The 15,835-nt window shown below is 66.4% G+C and carries 16 protein-coding genes; 10 read left to right on the forward strand and 6 right to left on the reverse strand.

Translation table 11 applies throughout. From position 1 onward, the window contains the following. Positions 1-210: 210 nt before the first annotated feature. The gene (locus JUB13_RS20975; RefSeq protein WP_207482328.1) at positions 211-576 is read left to right on the forward strand and encodes a nuclear transport factor 2 family protein; all 366 of its coding nucleotides are present in this window, start codon (positions 211-213) and stop codon (positions 574-576) included. Positions 577-657: 81 nt separating this feature from the next. Next, positions 658-1,461 carry an alpha/beta fold hydrolase gene (locus JUB13_RS20980; RefSeq protein ID WP_207482329.1) on the forward strand — a complete coding sequence of 268 codons (804 nt, stop codon included), beginning with the start codon at positions 658-660 and terminating at the stop codon, positions 1,459-1,461. Here the strand turns inward: JUB13_RS20980 and JUB13_RS20985 are convergent. Genes JUB13_RS20985 through JUB13_RS21010 form a run of 6 tightly spaced genes read right to left on the reverse strand, consistent with a single transcriptional unit; the run spans position 1,442 to position 6,557 of the window. Then, positions 1,442-1,714, reverse strand: coding sequence for a hypothetical protein (locus tag JUB13_RS20985; RefSeq protein ID WP_207482331.1), 273 nt, complete (start codon positions 1,712-1,714; stop codon positions 1,442-1,444). The genes JUB13_RS20980 and JUB13_RS20985 overlap by 20 nt on opposite strands. Positions 1,715-1,761: 47 nt before the next feature. Continuing rightward, positions 1,762-2,175: a Rieske (2Fe-2S) protein gene (locus tag JUB13_RS20990; RefSeq protein WP_207482333.1), complete on the reverse strand. Its 414-nt coding sequence runs from the start codon at positions 2,173-2,175 to the stop codon at positions 1,762-1,764. A gap of 1 nt (position 2,176) precedes the next feature. Continuing rightward, positions 2,177-3,280, reverse strand: coding sequence for an amidohydrolase family protein (locus JUB13_RS20995; RefSeq protein ID WP_207482335.1), 1,104 nt, complete (start codon positions 3,278-3,280; stop codon positions 2,177-2,179). After that, positions 3,277-4,347: an amidohydrolase family protein gene (locus tag JUB13_RS21000; protein ID WP_207482337.1), complete on the reverse strand. Its 1,071-nt coding sequence runs from the start codon at positions 4,345-4,347 to the stop codon at positions 3,277-3,279. Before JUB13_RS21000 ends, JUB13_RS20995 begins: the two co-directional genes overlap by 4 nt. Before the next feature lie 18 nt (positions 4,348-4,365). Further along, on the reverse strand, positions 4,366-5,334 hold the full coding sequence (locus JUB13_RS21005; RefSeq protein ID WP_207482339.1) for an aldose 1-epimerase family protein: 969 nt from the start codon (positions 5,332-5,334) through the stop codon (positions 4,366-4,368). An 8-nt stretch (positions 5,335-5,342) separates the two neighbouring features. Further along, positions 5,343-6,557: an ROK family transcriptional regulator gene (locus JUB13_RS21010; protein ID WP_207482340.1), complete on the reverse strand. Its 1,215-nt coding sequence runs from the start codon at positions 6,555-6,557 to the stop codon at positions 5,343-5,345. A 245-nt stretch (positions 6,558-6,802) separates the two neighbouring features. Between JUB13_RS21010 and JUB13_RS21015 the strand changes: the two genes are divergently transcribed. The 8 genes from JUB13_RS21015 to JUB13_RS21050 all read left to right on the forward strand — a co-directional run bounded on the left by JUB13_RS21015 (position 6,803) and on the right by JUB13_RS21050 (position 15,775). Continuing rightward, complete coding sequence (locus tag JUB13_RS21015) at positions 6,803-8,077, forward strand: extracellular solute-binding protein (protein ID WP_207482341.1); 1,275 nt, start codon at positions 6,803-6,805, stop codon at positions 8,075-8,077. A gap of 81 nt (positions 8,078-8,158) precedes the next feature. Further along, entirely contained in the window at positions 8,159-9,055 is an 897-nt protein-coding gene (locus JUB13_RS21020) for a carbohydrate ABC transporter permease (protein ID WP_207482342.1), read from the forward strand. 11 nt (positions 9,056-9,066) lie between these two features. After that, positions 9,067-9,879: a carbohydrate ABC transporter permease gene (locus JUB13_RS21025; protein ID WP_207482343.1), complete on the forward strand. Its 813-nt coding sequence runs from the start codon at positions 9,067-9,069 to the stop codon at positions 9,877-9,879. A 51-nt stretch (positions 9,880-9,930) separates the two neighbouring features. Continuing rightward, positions 9,931-11,073, forward strand: a complete 1,143-nt coding sequence (locus JUB13_RS21030; protein WP_207482344.1) for an ABC transporter ATP-binding protein — start codon at positions 9,931-9,933, stop codon at positions 11,071-11,073. A gap of 64 nt (positions 11,074-11,137) precedes the next feature. Next, entirely contained in the window at positions 11,138-12,130 is a 993-nt protein-coding gene (locus tag JUB13_RS21035) for an SIS domain-containing protein (protein WP_207482345.1), read from the forward strand. Beyond that, the gene (locus JUB13_RS21040) at positions 12,130-13,053 is read left to right on the forward strand and encodes an ROK family protein (RefSeq protein WP_236025114.1); all 924 of its coding nucleotides are present in this window, start codon (positions 12,130-12,132) and stop codon (positions 13,051-13,053) included. Before JUB13_RS21035 ends, JUB13_RS21040 begins: the two co-directional genes overlap by 1 nt. Positions 13,054-13,506: 453 nt before the next feature. Next, positions 13,507-15,474, forward strand: coding sequence for a methyl-accepting chemotaxis protein (locus JUB13_RS21045; protein WP_236025115.1), 1,968 nt, complete (start codon positions 13,507-13,509; stop codon positions 15,472-15,474). A 121-nt stretch (positions 15,475-15,595) separates the two neighbouring features. Beyond that, positions 15,596-15,775, forward strand: a complete 180-nt coding sequence (locus JUB13_RS21050) for a hypothetical protein (protein WP_207482349.1) — start codon at positions 15,596-15,598, stop codon at positions 15,773-15,775. Positions 15,776-15,835 lie beyond the last annotated feature (60 nt).

The raw sequence follows: 15,835 nt of genomic DNA on the forward strand, positions 1-15,835 counted from the left end.
GCTGCCAGGTCAGTCGGAAGCTGGCAGGCGAGATCAGCAGCACCGTGTCCACGGCGGGCGCAAGGGCGACGCGAGGCGCCGAGTGTGGCGCCCTGGCCAGTGGTGAGCCGTCAGCCGGCCTCATTACCTGGGGCGTAATCGACGCCCTACGGCTCCTCGGCCATGGTGCTCTCGCCGGGGCTGATCCCGCGCCTCACCAGGAGACCTCCCATGACGAACGCCGCCGCCATCGCCGCCCGCTACATCGCTCTCTGGAACGAGCCCGCTCAGGAGCGTCGCAGGGCCTTGCTGACCGAACTCTGGAACGAGAACGGCACCTATCAGGACCCGCTCATGCAGGGCCACGGCCACGACCAGATCGATGGCCTGATCGCGGGCGTGCAGAGCCGCTTCCCCGGTTTCTGCTTCTCTCTCGTGGGTGAGCCCGACGGCTACGGCAATCAGGTGCGGTTCTCCTGGCAGCTCGGCCAGGAAGGGACCGACGGACCCATCAAGGGCACCGACTTCGCCACCCTGGAGAATGGCCGTTTGAAAAGCGTCGTCGGCTTCCTCGATCAGGTGCCGGTTGCCTCCTGACCCGCTTGTTCATGCCCAATGACGGAAACAGAGCCGATGAACTCCGTAAGAGACGCCCGCACCGTCGGTCCGAACACGATCATGACCGGGCAGGGCGCTAGCCTGTTCTATCGCGACTGGGGTGCGGGTGACCCGATCCTGTTCCTGGCTGGCTGGACCCTCAGCTCTGACATGTGGGCCTACCAGATGGAGCCGCTGTCGCGGCAGGGATTCCGCTGCGCCGCATATGACCGGAGGGCACATGGCCGCTCAAGCGATCCCGGCCGGGGCTATGACTACGATACGCTCGCGGACGATCTCGCGGACGTCATCGAGGCGCTGCGGCTGGAAAACCTCACCCTGGTGGCGCACTCCTTCGCCAGCGGCGAGGTCGTACGCTACCTGACGCGGCACGGCTCGGCCCGGATCGCCAGGGTGGCGCTGATCGCGCCGGCGGCAATCCCGTTCCTGCTACGCACGGATGACAACCCGATCGGGGTTCCGGAGGCGGCTTTCGCCCAGATGCGCGATGCCTTCCTCAGCGATTTTGCCGGCTGGGCAGAAGACAACGCGGAGCCCTACTTCGTGCCCGGCACCTCTCGAGCCACGGCTGACTGGACCATCCGGATGATGACCCAGACCTCTCTGCAGGCCGCGGGGGAGTTGAACCGGATCCAGGTATCCACCGACTTCCGGTCCGAGCTGGCCCGGCTCGATGTGCCGGTGCTCATCCTGCATGGCGATCGCGATGCCTCGGCGCCGATCGAGATCACGGGACGGCCCGCCGCGGCCCTGATCCCGGGAGCCCGCCTGATGGTGTACGAGGGAGCTCCGCACGGGCTCTACTTCACCCACAAGGAGCGCCTGAACCAGGATCTCACGCATTTCATCCGTGAGCAGGCCTGATGCCGCCGCGCGGAGTTCGCTCCGGGCGGCGATCACTCCCGGCGGCGATCACTCCCGGCGGCGCGGCCGGGCCGAGCCCCTGGTCCTCGGTTTCGCTGACCGGGTGCGGCTCGGGACGGATGCGCTCGGCAAGCAGCGGGATGACCTCGGCGCCGAGCGCGTCGTTCTTGACGAGCTTGCCGCTGTCGCGGGCGAAGTCGCCTCCGGCGCATGGCGCCGGAGCTTCAGCAGGACCGCCCAGGACTACCCCCACCCGTGCTCATCCCGGTCGTGCTGGCATGGCCCGGCCGCCATTCGCCGTCAGGCTTCGATGACGACATAGTCCCCATCCCGGGTCACGGGAAAGGTCTCTGCCACGTAGGGGCCCTGCACGAGGCCGGCACCCGCCTGTACCTCGGTCTTGAAGCTTTTCACGCGGATCCGTCCAGGCTCGCACCAGGACTGTCCGGTCCGAATGTCGAACTCCCAGGCATGCCAGGGACACCGGATCACGGCCCCCCTGTGCGAATACTCATATTGCCCTGGCTCCTTGGACGTCACGAGACCCGTGAGCCGCCCTTCGCAGAGGCTTCCGCCCTGATGGGGGCACCGATCCAGGATCGCGAAAAATTCCCCGTCGACGTTGAACAGCACGACCGCACGTCCACGGACATGGACGAGCTTGCGCTCACCGGGCCCGATCTCATCGGCGCGCGCGACCACATGTCGGTCCATGTCACCCTCCATAAAGCGCGCGTGCATTGCCGAACCGCACTGCATTCTTCTGCTCGGTGCTCAGCGCAGGCGGGAGGCTGAACCGGGGGTCGTCGAAATCCCAATGGGGATAGTCGCTGGCGAAGAGCAGCCTGTCCCAGCCGATCCAATCCATGACGTCCAGGACCTGCCGCGGACGGGTCGCCTCCTCCATCGGCTGGGTCGTCAGCCAGACGTGCTCGCGTATGTATTCCGATGGGGGCCGCCTGACATGCGGAACCTCATCCCGCATGCGATGCCAGATCTTATCCAGACGCCACGCGAGTGCCGGCAGCCAGGCGAAGCCCGCTTCGATGACGAGAAGCTTCATGGCCGGGTAGCGCTCGAAGACGCCTTCGAAAACCAGACTTGCGATCGAGGCTTGGCATGATGCCGGGTGGGCCGCTCCCTCCTCGATATAGAAGCTCGGCCAGCCGCTGTTGGTCATCGGGTAGCCGCTGTAGCCGAACACGTGCACGGCGACAGGCAGGCCTTGCTCCGTGGCGGCCTCGTAGATCGGCCAGTATCGCCGCTTGCCGAGCGGCTCGCTCGTGCGGCTGAGAAGGAGCACCTGGACGAAGTCCGCGACGCCCGCGCGACGCCGGATCTCCGCCTTCGAGGCCTCTCCATCCTCGTAGGGGATGACGACCGAGGCTTTCAGGCGCGGCTCCTGGCGGGTCCATGCCTCGAGCTGCCACTCGTTGGTCGCTGTGCAGAGGGCGGCACTGAACGCGACGTTCTGATCGCCGCCCGTTGGCGAAAGCGGGTTGAGGATGCCCATCCCGATGCCCAGCGCGTCGAGATGCTGGCGCCGCATGAGCTCGAGGTCGCTCCCGGGCTGCCCCTCATCAGGCCACGCGTCCCGCCGGGTGGCCAGGGGCGACATCTTGGGATAGGGCGTCCCGCGCACGAAACCGTGCCGGGCCCTGAGGCCGTAGGTCTGCAGGTAGTTCCACCAGCGGTCCGACAGGTAGGGCCTGAGGTCGTTCCAGGACTTGACCGCGGGATGGATGTCGCAGTCCACGATGCCTGCCTCGACCGGGGCATCACCCGCCCGCACGCCGGCGCCCTGGGTCATGTCGTTCATGGCATGCACTCCTTCATGCGGGGATAGGTTTCCAGCGGATTGTCGACCGCGATCCTTCCCACCAGGGATTCCGGAAACCCGTTGGGCAGAACCTCGTCCCCGTCGAACTGCCAATGCGGAAAATCGGACGAGAACAGCAGCATTCTGTCGGACTGGAGATGGTCGATGATCCTTTCCAGCCTTTCCGTCCCGTCGGGCGCATCGAAGGGCTGGATCGTCATCCGGACATGCTCGCGCACAATCTCGGACGGGGGACGGTCGACCCACGGCACCTCGCTGCGCAGCCCGCGCCAGAACTTCGTCAGGCGCCACAGGAAGGGCGTCAGCCAGGTGACTCCTGACTCGATCAGGACGACCTTGAGGTTGGGGAACTTCGTGAAGACCCCTTCGCAGACGAGGCTTGCGAGCTGACCCTGAAAGGCCTGCGCCTGGCTGGCATAATCCTCGACGTAATGGCTTGGCCAGCCGACCGGGGTCACCGGATGACGGTAGCTGCTCCCGGCATGGATCCCGATCGGCAGCCCCGCCCTCTCCGCAGCGGAATAGATCGGCCAGAAATGGCGGCGGCCCAGCGGCGCCTCGGCCATTGCGGGCAGCAGCACCTGCACGAAGCGCCGGTCCTCGGATCGGCGACGGATCTCGTCGACGGCAAGTTCCGGGTTCTGCAGAGGCACGACAATGGAGGCGCGCAGCCGCGGCTCCCGATCGAGCCACTCGCGCACGAGCCAGTCGTTCACCGCACGCGCAAGGACGGCGGCCAGATCCTCGCTGAACGCCATGTGCACGCCGTAGATGCAGTTGCCGACCGCGAAACGGAGGTTCCAGCGGTCGAGCGCCTGGGTTGCCAGGCTGGTGACGTTCTGCGCCGCGCGCCCCCGTTCGTCCCGCCAGTCGGGGCGGGCGCTCAGGGGCGCATTCGGCGGGTAGCTGATGGACTCGAAGGCCTCGATGCCACGGTCCGAAATGGTGTCCCGCCAATGCGGCTCCATGTAGGGAAGGAGATCCGCGAGATCTGGCACCGTCGGATGGACATCGCAGTCGATGGCCGATACGTCCAAGAGCTTCACTGTACCCCTCCCCGTCGTTTACGTCCGGGCGGCGTCCGCAGCCGCATGCCCCGCCCCCATTCCCCCGCGATACTCCAGCGTCACGCGATGGGTCGCCCTCTCGGTGGGTCGAAGGATCCGCATCGATGGCTTGTCGCGGAGCTCGCCTTCGAAGCCGTCGGGATCGCCGTGGCCGCTCCAGGCCTCCATGCACAGGAAGCCGGCGCCCGGCCTGGACCAGAGCGCGAGATGCGGAAGATTCTCCGCAGCCATGCGGATCGACGGACCGCCCGGACCGGCGCCGAAGACCATTGAACGGCTCGCCGCATCGAGGAAGCAGAGCGCACCCTGTGCGAACAGGTCCTCGGACAGCGGCAGGTCACGGCCGAGGATGGGTACGGGCCGTCTTCTGTCCGAAAACAGGCCCTGCGGGGTCAGGATCGGAACCTCGGCCCGCTCCTCGGCCTCGAACCGCACGGTATGTGCGCTCCTCGGCTCCGCGGCCAGTGGCCATCGGAAACCAGGATGGAACCCGACGGCATAAGGCATGTCGCCAGCGCCGCGGTTCGCGACCTCGATGGCGACCGAAAGCCCCGATTCGGTCAGCTCGTAGGCAATGCTCAGCCCGAAGTCGAAGGGGTAGAGCGCCAGCGTCCCGGGCGTGGCACGGAGCTCCAGCCGGACCGCGCCCTCCAGAACCTCGGTGATCTCGAAGCGCTGGAACGACGCAAATCCGTGAATCCCGAGCGGATAGGCGACGCCGTCCACGAGCGCCCGGCCCTCCCGCACGCGGCCGACGATCGGGAAGAGGATCGGGCTCACCTGGGGCCACCATGCGCTGTCCCCGGACCATAGAAGCTGCCGGCCTGCGATCGACCAGGAGATGACCTCGGCCCCTCGCGCGGCGATTGTGGCGCCGGCCCGGCCGGCCCGCAGCTCCACTGCCCCGTCGGCGCACTCCGGCGGCGAGCCCGTCCCGTTCGCGGATGGCGCAGGCGAGGATTGCATGGCCGATCTCAGATCGCCTCGACCGAGCCAGCCTCGAACACGAGGCTGAGCTCGGGGGTGATGCCGTCGAAAATGGGAAGCGCGGAGGCGCCGAGCGCCGGCGTGTCGCGGCCGATCTCGGAGACCAGGACCGTCGGCGGCGCCCGGTCCTCGACCGGCCGGCCTCCGGCAAGCCGCTGCACCAGTCGTCCATGCAGCCCTTCCAGGAGCGGGCGGGGAATGATGCCACCCAGCACGACTCCCTCGGGGTCGAAGATGTAATCGATGATGCGGACGGCCGTGCTGAGCTTGTCCGCGGCTTCGTCCATCCAACCGAGGAGCTGGGCGTCGCCCAGCATGAAGGCATCGTTGATCAGCGCGATGTCCAGAGGCTGCTCCCCTTCGGGCAGTCCCGTCAGCAGCGCCTGCGCCGCGGAGAGCGACGCATAGCGCTCGAGGCAGCCGCACTGGCCGCAATGACAAGGCCTTCCTCCGGTCTGCACCACGACATGGCCGAGCTGTCCCGCCTTCGCCGAGCCTCCCCGGTAGGGCCTGCCGCCCAGCATCAATCCCCCGCCAATGCCGGCGCCGAAATACAGGTACACGAAGTCCGCATGGGCCTTGCCGATCCCATGGAGCCGCTCTGCAACGGCAGCGGCGACCGCATCATTCTCGACGAAGACCGGCATGCCGAGGGCGGTGCCCAGCTCGCTCTTGAGGGGAAATTGCTTCCAGGACGGCAATGTGCAGGGGCCATAGGCGACGACCTGCCCATCCGACTGGCGCGCGGGCACGACCACGCCGGCGCCCCAGACCCTGCGTCGATCCACGCCCGAGCGGGCCAGCATCGCCTCGACAGCCGAGGCGATCATCCCGATGACGATCTCCGGAGGCAGCGATTTCAGCGGCAGCTGCTCCCGGTCCCTGATGCCGCCCGCGACATCCGTCAGCAGGATCACCAGCCCGCTGTGGTCGAGCGAGATTCCGAACGTGAACCCGCCTTCGGCATTGATTTCGAAACCCAGCGCTGGCTGCCCCCGTCCCCCCGTCCTGTAGCTTTTCGCAATCAGCAGGCCGGCCGCGCAGAGCTCGTCGGTGATGTTGGCGATGGTCTGAGGTGAAAGGCCGGTCAGTCGCGCGATCTCGGCCCTGGACGAGGGCGCCCGTAGCCGAACCGCATCGAGGACCGCACGGCGGTTCAGGCGCCGCGCATGCTCAAGGTTCGCCCCCCTGACATTCACCATTTCAAACCTCCTCTGCGAGCATAGGCCCCGGTCGGGGACCGTGGGAAGGCATTATTTCTATATAATAGAAGTTTACCGCCGTGCCCCCTTATGGCCGACAGCCAAGGCCAAAAAGGAGGGGTTTACGGATTGTTGGGGCTCATGCAGGATGGAAAAATCCAATCGGGAGAAGCTTCGGGCCCTAACCGAATGCAGCTCCAGAACACGCGAGCGCAGCAACGACCGCGGGAAGGGGGGAAGACGTCATGCAACGAACCAGTAAGAGCCTTGTCGGCAGGCTTGCCCGCACCGGGACCATGTTGGCCGGCGCGCTGGCCATCGTCATGGCGACCAGCGCCGGACCGGCGACTGCGCAAGACGGCAAGCCGGTCAGGCTTGTCAGCCATCGGTATCCGGCGCTGGAGTTCTATGCCGAGAAAATGAAATCCGCACTGCCCGGGGTCGCGGTCACCACGGACCTGATGCCGAATGCGCAGGCGGCGGAACTCCAGACCATCACGCTGTCCTCGGGATCGGACTCGATCGACATTCTGTGGGGCAATGATCTCACGATCACGAACTTCGCCGCGAATGGCTGGCTGGAGCCGCTTGACGAGTTCTTCGAGAAATACAAGGACGAGTTCAAGCTGGACGACATAGCCCCTGCCGCCCTGAACGCCGTCTCCTACAACGGGAAGAAGTACGCGCTACCCATCCTGACCAATACGATGCTGTTCGCCTACCGCGAGGACGTCTTCAAGGACAAGGGCCTGACCCCGCCCGCGACCTTCGAGGATTACGAAAAGGCGGCAAAGGCTCTGCACTCTCCGGCAATGGCCGGCACGGTGATGACGCTGAAGGGCGAAGGCACCATGAACGAGGCGCACTGGTACCTGAATGCGATCGGCGACGGCTGGTTCGACAAGGACGGCAAGCCCGTCTTCAACAGCCCCAACGGGGTGAAGGCCATCGAGACCATGAAGCGCATGGCCCAGTTCGCGCCGCGCGGCTACACGGCCAACGGCAACGACGAGTCGACCATTCTGTTCCAGCAGGGCGCCGCCGCCATGGGGCTGCAGTGGCTGACACGGACAGGCGCGATGGAAAACCCGCAGCAGTCCCGGGTGATCGGGAAGATGAACTGGGTCGCACCTCCCGGCGGAAAGCAGATCGTGGTTGCCGACAGCTACGCGATCTCCAGGTTCTCGTCCAAGAACAAGGACACGCTCTTCCGCCTGCTGGCGGCGACCCTGAGCGCCGCCAACCAGCGCGAAGGTTCGGATCGAGCGGTTCCCACGCGCATCTCCGTGCTCCAGGATCCCGAGCTCCAGCAGCGCTACCGCTACTACCGCGTCCTGGTGCCGGCGCTCCAGAACGCGACCTCATTCCCGAAGTTCCCGGAGTTCAAGGAAGTCAGCGAACTCGTCTCGCGGCGCATCGTCCAGGCGGTGACCGGTGAGATGCCGGTTCAGCAGGCGCTCGACACCGGTGCCAAGGAGGCCGAGGAGTTCCTGACCCGCCGCGGCTTCTACAAGAGATAGCATCGGCTTCGGAACTGGAAGGATCGGTTGATCCCGGTCCTTCCACCCTTGTGACGGCACGGCAGCGGACCTTAAAATTCCATGGCATCCACGCATCGCAGGAGCCGGCTCGACCGACGGCGCTCCCTCTGGCCGTTCGTCGTGCCGAGTGCTCTGATCATCATCTCCGTTCAGATCTATCCGCTCGCCTACGCCCTCTACCTCAGCTTCACGGACTTTTACCTGGGAGCTGCGAGCTCGAACTTTATCGGCCTGCAGAACTACGTATCCCTGCTTGCCCAGGACCGCGTCTGGTCCGCGCTCCGCGTCACCCTGTCGCTTGTCGTCGTCTCCATTTTGATCGAGTTCGTGCTGGGTCTGCTTCTGGCGCTTGCGCTCTACAAGCTCGTGCGCGGCGCCAAGCTGTTCTCGACGTTGATGTTCGTCCCCTATCTGATCACGCCGGTCGTGGCCGCGCTCTTCCTGCGCTGGGTCTTCGCATCGCGCTGGGGCCTGGCAGACGCCCTGATCGCCTCGATGAACATCTTCCCGCCGGACTGGCTGGGGGCGCCAAGTTGGGCCTTCGTCACCCTGGTGGTCGCCGACATCTGGCAGTTCACCCCCTTCATCATGCTGATCCTGTTCGCGGGCCTTCAGGGGATCAACCCATCCCTCCTGGAGGCGGGACGGATCGACGGCGCCTCCGGAGCGCGCCTGGTCTGGCATGTGATCCTGCCGGCTCTGCGGCCTCAGATTCTGTTCGTTCTGGCGATTCGACTGATGGATGCGTTCCGGACCTTCGACAGCATCTATGTGCTGACCGGCGGCGGACCGGGAACGGCCACCGAGACCATGACCCTCTACACCTACATGCTTGCGTTCAAGCAGCTTGAGGTGGGCCGCGCCTCGGCCATGGGGGTGCTGACCCTGCTCGTGGTGACGGGGCTCATCCTGATGGTGATCTCCGTCGTCTACCGCCGCGACAAGGGGGCGTTCTGATGGTTAGGCGCATGCGGGTCCAGGTCCTGATCCTGGTCGGCCTGACGCTCTTCACGGTCTTCAGCCTGACCCCCATCGTCTGGGCGCTGCTCATCTCGATCCGGGAACCCATCGACGCCTTCTCGATCCCGCCCAAGATCCTCGTGGAGCCGACCTTCCGCTACCACGTCGACATCTGGCTCGGACGCGGCTTCCTGGGCTTCTTCCTCAACAGCGCGATCATCGCGGCCGGAACGGTCCTGGTGTCGGTGCCGGTCGGGACGTTGGCCGCCTATGCCCTGTCGCGGATCCAGACCCGGGCGAGCCGCTCGCTGCTCATGAGCCTGCTGGTCGTGCGGATGTTCCCGCACGTGCTCCTGGTCATCCCGTTCTTCGTGATGGCCCGCTCCCTGGAGATGATCAACACCTACCCCGCGATGATCGCGGCCATGGTGGCCCTGAACCAGCCCTTCACCGTCTGGCTCATGCGCAGCTTCTTCCTCGAGATCCCGCGCGAGCTGGACGAGGCCGCCTACATCGACGGATGCAACGCCTGGCAGGCTTTCTGGAACGTGATCCTGCCTCTTGCGCGCCCGGGAATGGTCGTCACGTCGCTGTTCAGCCTGCTGCTCGCCTACAATGAGTTCCTGTTCGCGCTGGTCCTGACCGGGACCGACACGAAGACGCTTCCGGTCGCCATCGCCGAGTACGGCGGCGAGGACCTGAACTACTGGTCTCTCTCGGCCGCCGGCGCAATCGGCATCATGCTTCCCATCTTGACCTTCATGCTCTTCTTTCAGCGTCACCTCGTCCGCGGCCTGACCATCGGGGCCGTGAAGGGATGAGGCGCCGGTCGGACATGCGTCGACGGTGACGCCAGGAACGGAAACACGGACATGGCATTCCTCGAGTTGCGCAAGGTCGCAAAGCGGTTCGGTTCACACGAGGTGATCCCGCCGCTGGACCTTGCGATCGAAAAGGGCGAGTTCGTCGTCTTCGTCGGCCCGTCGGGTTGCGGAAAGTCGACCCTGATGCGTCTGATCGCCGGCCTCGAGCCGTCGAGCGACGGCGAGATCTGGATCGACGGGCGCGACGTCACCGACGTCCTGCCGAAGGATCGCGATATCGCGATGGTCTTCCAGAACTACGCTCTGTATCCGGACAAGTCGGTCTACGACAACATGGCCTTCGGACTCCGCATGCGGAAGACTCCGGCCAGGGAGGTCGACGAGCGCGTGAGGGCCGCTGCGCGTGTCCTTGGTCTCGACGCCCTTCTGGAGCGCCGCCCCGCGCAGCTTTCCGGCGGACAGCGCCAGCGTGTCGCCGTGGGACGCGCGATGGTGCGAGAACCCAAGATCTTCCTCTTCGACGAGCCGCTCTCGAACCTCGACGCGCATCTTCGCGTCCACATGCGGACCGAGCTCGTGAGGCTGCACCGGCAGCTCGGGGCCACCATGATCTACGTCACCCACGACCAGGTGGAGGCCATGACGATGGGCGACAGGATCGTCGTGCTCGACCACGGCCGCATCCGGCAGGCGGGCGCTCCGCTCGAGCTTTTCAGACGCCCTGCGAACGCGTTCGTCGCAGGTTTCATCGGATCGCCCGCGATGAACATGCTGCCCTGCGTGGTCGAGCAGCACGGAACGGAGCTGCGCAGCGGCCCCGTCACCATTCCGGTGCCTCCGCCGCTTCGAGCGGCCCTGAAGCCCTGGTCGGGCAAGGCGGTCCTCTTCGGCCTGCGCCCACAGTTCGTGGGGCTCGCTGCAGCGCCCGGCTCCGGCACGCTGCGGCTGACGCTTGACGCTGTCGAGCATCTCGGTACGGAGACGATCCTGATCGGCCTGCATGAGGGCCGGCCCTTCCAGGTGGTGGTGCCGACCATGGTCGGGATCAGCGCGGGCTCGAGTATCTTCGCAACGCTCGACGCAGGGCGCGGCCATGTCTTCGACGCTGCGACCGGCGACCTGATCGCCCATGGATCCGATGTGGACGCGTCGGTGCCGGAATCCATTGCGGGGCTCGGCCATGTCTCGTGACGGCGTGCAGAACCGGGAGGCGGGGCCCCGGTGCCTTCTGGAGGGCTTTATCCGCGAGCAGCCCGTGAGGATCGCCGACGCGTGGCGTGGCGCAGCGGAGCAGCTCGCCCCGTGGGGTTCCATGGATCCCGAGCGTCTGATCCTCGTCGGATCGGGGACGTCGCTGAATGCCCTGATGGTCGCGGCGCCGGAACTCGCCAACGGGTATCGCCGGGTGGATGTCGTCAACCCGCGATCGTTCCTGCAGATGCCCATCCCTTCGCCGGGAACGACCTGTGTCGTCGTGCTGTCCCAGACCGGGACCAGCGACACGAGCGTGCAGTCGGTCACCCGCGCGCAATCCGCCGGTGCCGTGACGATCACCCTGACCGCTGATCTGGAGAGCCCCATCGCGCAGGTTGCCCGACGGACGCTGCACCTTCCCGTCGGGGATGAGCCGGTCGGCCCCAAGACGAAGGGATACACGGTCTCGCTCGCAGTGCTTTCCCAGCTGTCCAACTGGATGAACGGGAAGTCGATGGACGCGGCGGTTCCCGTCTCCGATTTGGATGCGCTGCTGCCGCGGGCGGAGGCGGCGGCGACCGCCCTTGCCGAAGAGCTCGATGCCGTGGACTACATCGCCATTGCGGGCGAGGAACGCCACTACGGGACTGCGCAGGAGGGATCCCTGAAGATCTCGGAGATCTGCGGGGTTCCTGCGGCCGGTTTCACGACCGAGGAGCTGCTCCATGGACGTCTGCACGGCCTGTCGGAGCGAAGCCTCTGCGTCATGATCGCCGCCACCGCCGAGCACAAGGCCACGGCGGAGCACGTGGCAGCGGTCATGCAGGCCTCCGGGGTGCGGATCCTCGGACTTGACCTCCGCGGGGAGGCCGGTCCCTTCGGCTGGCCGAGCGACATGATCGGCACCACGCCCCCCTTCGACGCAATGGCGGGGATCATCCCAATCCAGTGGCTCGCAATGGCATTGGCGCGCCGACGGGGCATGGAGCCGCACCGGATGCGCTATCCAGGGCTCTCGCAGCGCCTCGGCATCAAGCTGGCCCGGACGGCATGATGAACGCCTTCGGCATCGACATCGGCGGCACGGCGATCAAATGCGGCGTGGTGGGCGCCGACGGGACGATACACGCCTTTCAGCGAATCCCGTTCGACCGCACCTGGAGCTTCGATGACCTTCTCGGCGGGATCGCCGACATCTGCGAGAGCCTGTCCCGCGGGCTGGAGCATCCGCCGGCCGCTATTGGCGTTGCGACGCCGGGCTACAGCGACCCCCTGACGGGCGTCCTGCTCGACGGTGGAGGCAACGTCCCTCCTCTGCGCGGTCGATCGATCGCACAAGCCCTGTCGCGGCAGCTGCGTATCCCGGCATCGGTGCAGAACGACGGCGTCGCCGCCGCCCAAGGCGAGGCCATGTTCGGTGCCGGCCGACGCCTGCGGCGCTTCGTTCTCGCGACCTTCGGTACCGGCGTGGGCGGTGCCGTCGTCCTGGATGGGGAGGCCATTGCCGGGCCGAACGGCGAGCCCCCGGAGCTCGGTGCCATCGTGCCGGTGGCATCGACGCCTGATGGCCGTGGACGGATGGCTACGCTGGAGCAGGTAGCGTCATCCGGCAGCCTCATCGAGGCCTACCGGGCTCGCGGCGGGGCGGCAACCGTGGGATCGGCCGAGGAGCTCTTCGGCCTCGCCGGTGCTGGCGACGCGGAAGCGGCTGCGGTTGTGGACGGCGCCTGTCGGTGCATCGCTCAGGTGTTCGGCTCCCTCGTGAATGCGCTCGGTCTGGAAGCCTGCCTTGTCGGCGGCGGCATGTCTGCCGCCGGCGCGATCCTGACCGAACGCATCGAAGCCCACATGCCTGACTTCACTTGGCCCTTCCTGCTGAGCCGTTCCAGGATTGCAGTCGCCGAACTCGGAAATGAGGCCGGGATGGTCGGAGCCGCCGCCATGGCCCTGGCGCGGCTCGAGGCCCGAGCCGGTTGAACAAGGTCGCGGTACCCTGACCCTGAATGATGCGGGGGCGCCGGCCATGCGGGGACGTGCCCGACGACTAGAGCTGACAAGGCGGCCGATTACGGCAGCGTGCGCAGTATCATGTCGCAGCACCTGGACGGGCTCGTGCCCCGCCACGGCTACATGGTTCGGGCATCGGTCGAAGGATTCTACTGCAGGGCCCGGCCGTTCTTTGATACGTATCGTCGAGCTCTTGTGCGCGACGTTTGAACACCGCCAGAGCGAGCCAGCAGGCCTCCTCCAACGCCAGAAAAATTCCACCCCCGCGCAACTTTTCAAGGTTGCGTCTTAAGGTGCTGTCCCTGGTCAAGGCCGACAATTACTTAGGAAAGTGCATTACTTTCTTATTAATCCTGACAAAATATAAGGGTGACTGGCGCTGCCATCAAACCGGTGCGGCTGGCCTGAAATCGAGGTGGCTCCATGGGTGACTTGCTCTCGCGCTTTGGCCTTAGGATCCAGATCGGCCTGGTCGGAGCATTGGGCACCTTGGCCGTACTGCTGCTCGGTGGCTTCGACCAATACCAGGCGGCAAGGCAAGCAGCGTTCCTGGCCGCCGCCCAGAGCGCGGCAGCCATGGGTGATCGGATGGAGGCGCTCCACGCAACCCTGCTCGATGCGCGCCGCTCCGAAAAGGATTTCCTCCTTCGCAAGGACGAGAAATACGCAAAGCGTAATGCCGATCTCGTCGCCAAGGCCGAGGCGATCATCGCCGAGGCGTTGGCACAACCCGAGGCGGCGCTCATCTCGGAGCAACTCACCAAGGCAAGAACGGAGCTGACGAGCTACGGCAGCAACTTCGCTGAGATTGTGGCGGTGCAGGCCCGGATTGGCCTCGATGAGAACCACGGCCTGCAAGGCGCGTTGCGAAAGTCCGTGCACGACATCGAGGCCTCGCTGAGCGGCCGCGACCAGCCGGCGCTCACGATCGCCATGCTGACGCTTCGTCGGCACGAGAAGGACTTTCTGGCACGGACGAACCCGAAATACGTGGAGGCCTTCAGGAAGGTCGTATCCGATTTCGCCACAGCCCTGACGGGCTCGTCGCTGCCTGACGCCGTCAAGCGTGACATGGCCGAGAAGCTCGCCGCATACGAGCGCGACTTCCTGAAGCTGACCGAGGCCACGCTCGCGCTCGGCGCGCAGCTCAAGGCGCTCTCGGAGGGATACGCCCGCGTGGAGCCCGTCCTCGAGGACGCCTTCGGTCGGCAGCAGGAGGTCGGTGCCGCTGCACGCGCTGCGAGCGAGGAGGTGCGCCGCAAGGCCGATCTCCTCACCTGGGTCGCCCTGGCCGTAATCGTCGCCGTCCTGTCTGTCCTGAGCGTCCTGATAGCCGGGGGTGTGACCCGGCCGATCCTCGCTCTGGCCGCCGCCATGGGCCGGCTTGCCGGCGGAGATCGGACGACCGCGATCCCCGCCGTCGGGCGACGCGACGAGATCGGGCGGATGGCCATGGCGGTTCAGGTCTTCAAAGACAATGCTCTCGAAATGGATCGGCTTGAAGCCGAGCAGGCCCAGGCGAAGGCCAGGGCCGAGCAGGAGCGGAAGGCTGCCCTCGTGCGCCTAGCCGACCGCTTCGAGGTGAGCGTGAAGGGTGTCGTCGAGACGGTCGCTTCGGCTGCAACGGAGATGCAGGCTGCGGCAACGGCGATGTCCGGCACGGCCGAGGAGGCGAGCCGCCAGACCGTTGCGGTGGCCTCGGCCTCGGAGCAGACCAGCGCCAACGTGCAGACCGTTGCGACCGCCACGGAGGAGCTTGCCGCCTCCATCCAGGAGATTGGCCGGCAGGTCTCGACCTCCACCCGCATCGCGAGCCAGGCCGTCCAGGATGCCCGGCGCACGGCGGAGACCATGACCGGGCTCGTCGAGGCCTCACGCCAGATCGGCGCGGTGGTCGAGATGATCCAGTCGATTGCCGGCCAGACGAACCTGCTGGCGCTGAACGCCACGATCGAGGCGGCGCGGGCCGGCGAGGCAGGCAAGGGCTTTGCGGTGGTTGCCTCCGAGGTCAAGGCCTTGGCCAACCAGACTGCGAATGCTACCGAGGAGATCCAGGCCAGGGTCCAGGAAATCCAGGGCGCCACTGGAGGCGCCAAGGCGGCGGTCGAGAACATCGAGGGCACGATCGCGCGGCTGAACGAGATCGCTGGCGCCATCGCGGCCTCCGTCGAGCAACAGGGGGCGGCCACCCGCGACATTTCCTCGAACGTGCAGCAAGCCGCCCGCGGCACGCAGGAGGTCTCGGAGAACATCGCCGGCGTCAACCAGGCGGCGGCGGAGACCGGGTCCGCCGCGACGCAGGTCCTTGGCGCGGCCGACGGGTTGTCCCGCGAGGCCGAGACGTTGCGTCGTGAAGTGGAGACCTTCATCGCGACCGTCAGAGCCGCGTAGGCCATCGCGAGGAAGCCGGGACTGCCCGTACTCACGGTGGCGTCGCAGCGAGCAGCCCCGACCTTTGCCCCATTCGTGTGGCGGCGCCTGTCCGCATGCTCACCGGGCGAGACGGGCCGCGATGCTGCGCAAGCTGAATTCCGAATCGGCGCGGGCGGTGCCCGCGACGATCATCAGCGGCCAGTCGTCGCCTGCCCTGGCCAGAGCTCGGCGTGAGCCGATCGAGGCATGTCTGACGCCGGCGGCGGGAGTTTCGGCTGTCTCTGCGAAGACCCTGTTGGCCCAGGCGGCCATGGCGTAGCGGCGCTCGCCGAGTCTGACGGCCCCAATGCGACCCGCATCCGTGAACTTGCCAAGCAGA

Origin of the sequence: Arenibaculum pallidiluteum (genome assembly GCF_017355985.1) — a bacterium.
In the GTDB taxonomy this organism is placed as follows: domain Bacteria; phylum Pseudomonadota; class Alphaproteobacteria; order Azospirillales; family Azospirillaceae; genus Arenibaculum; species Arenibaculum pallidiluteum.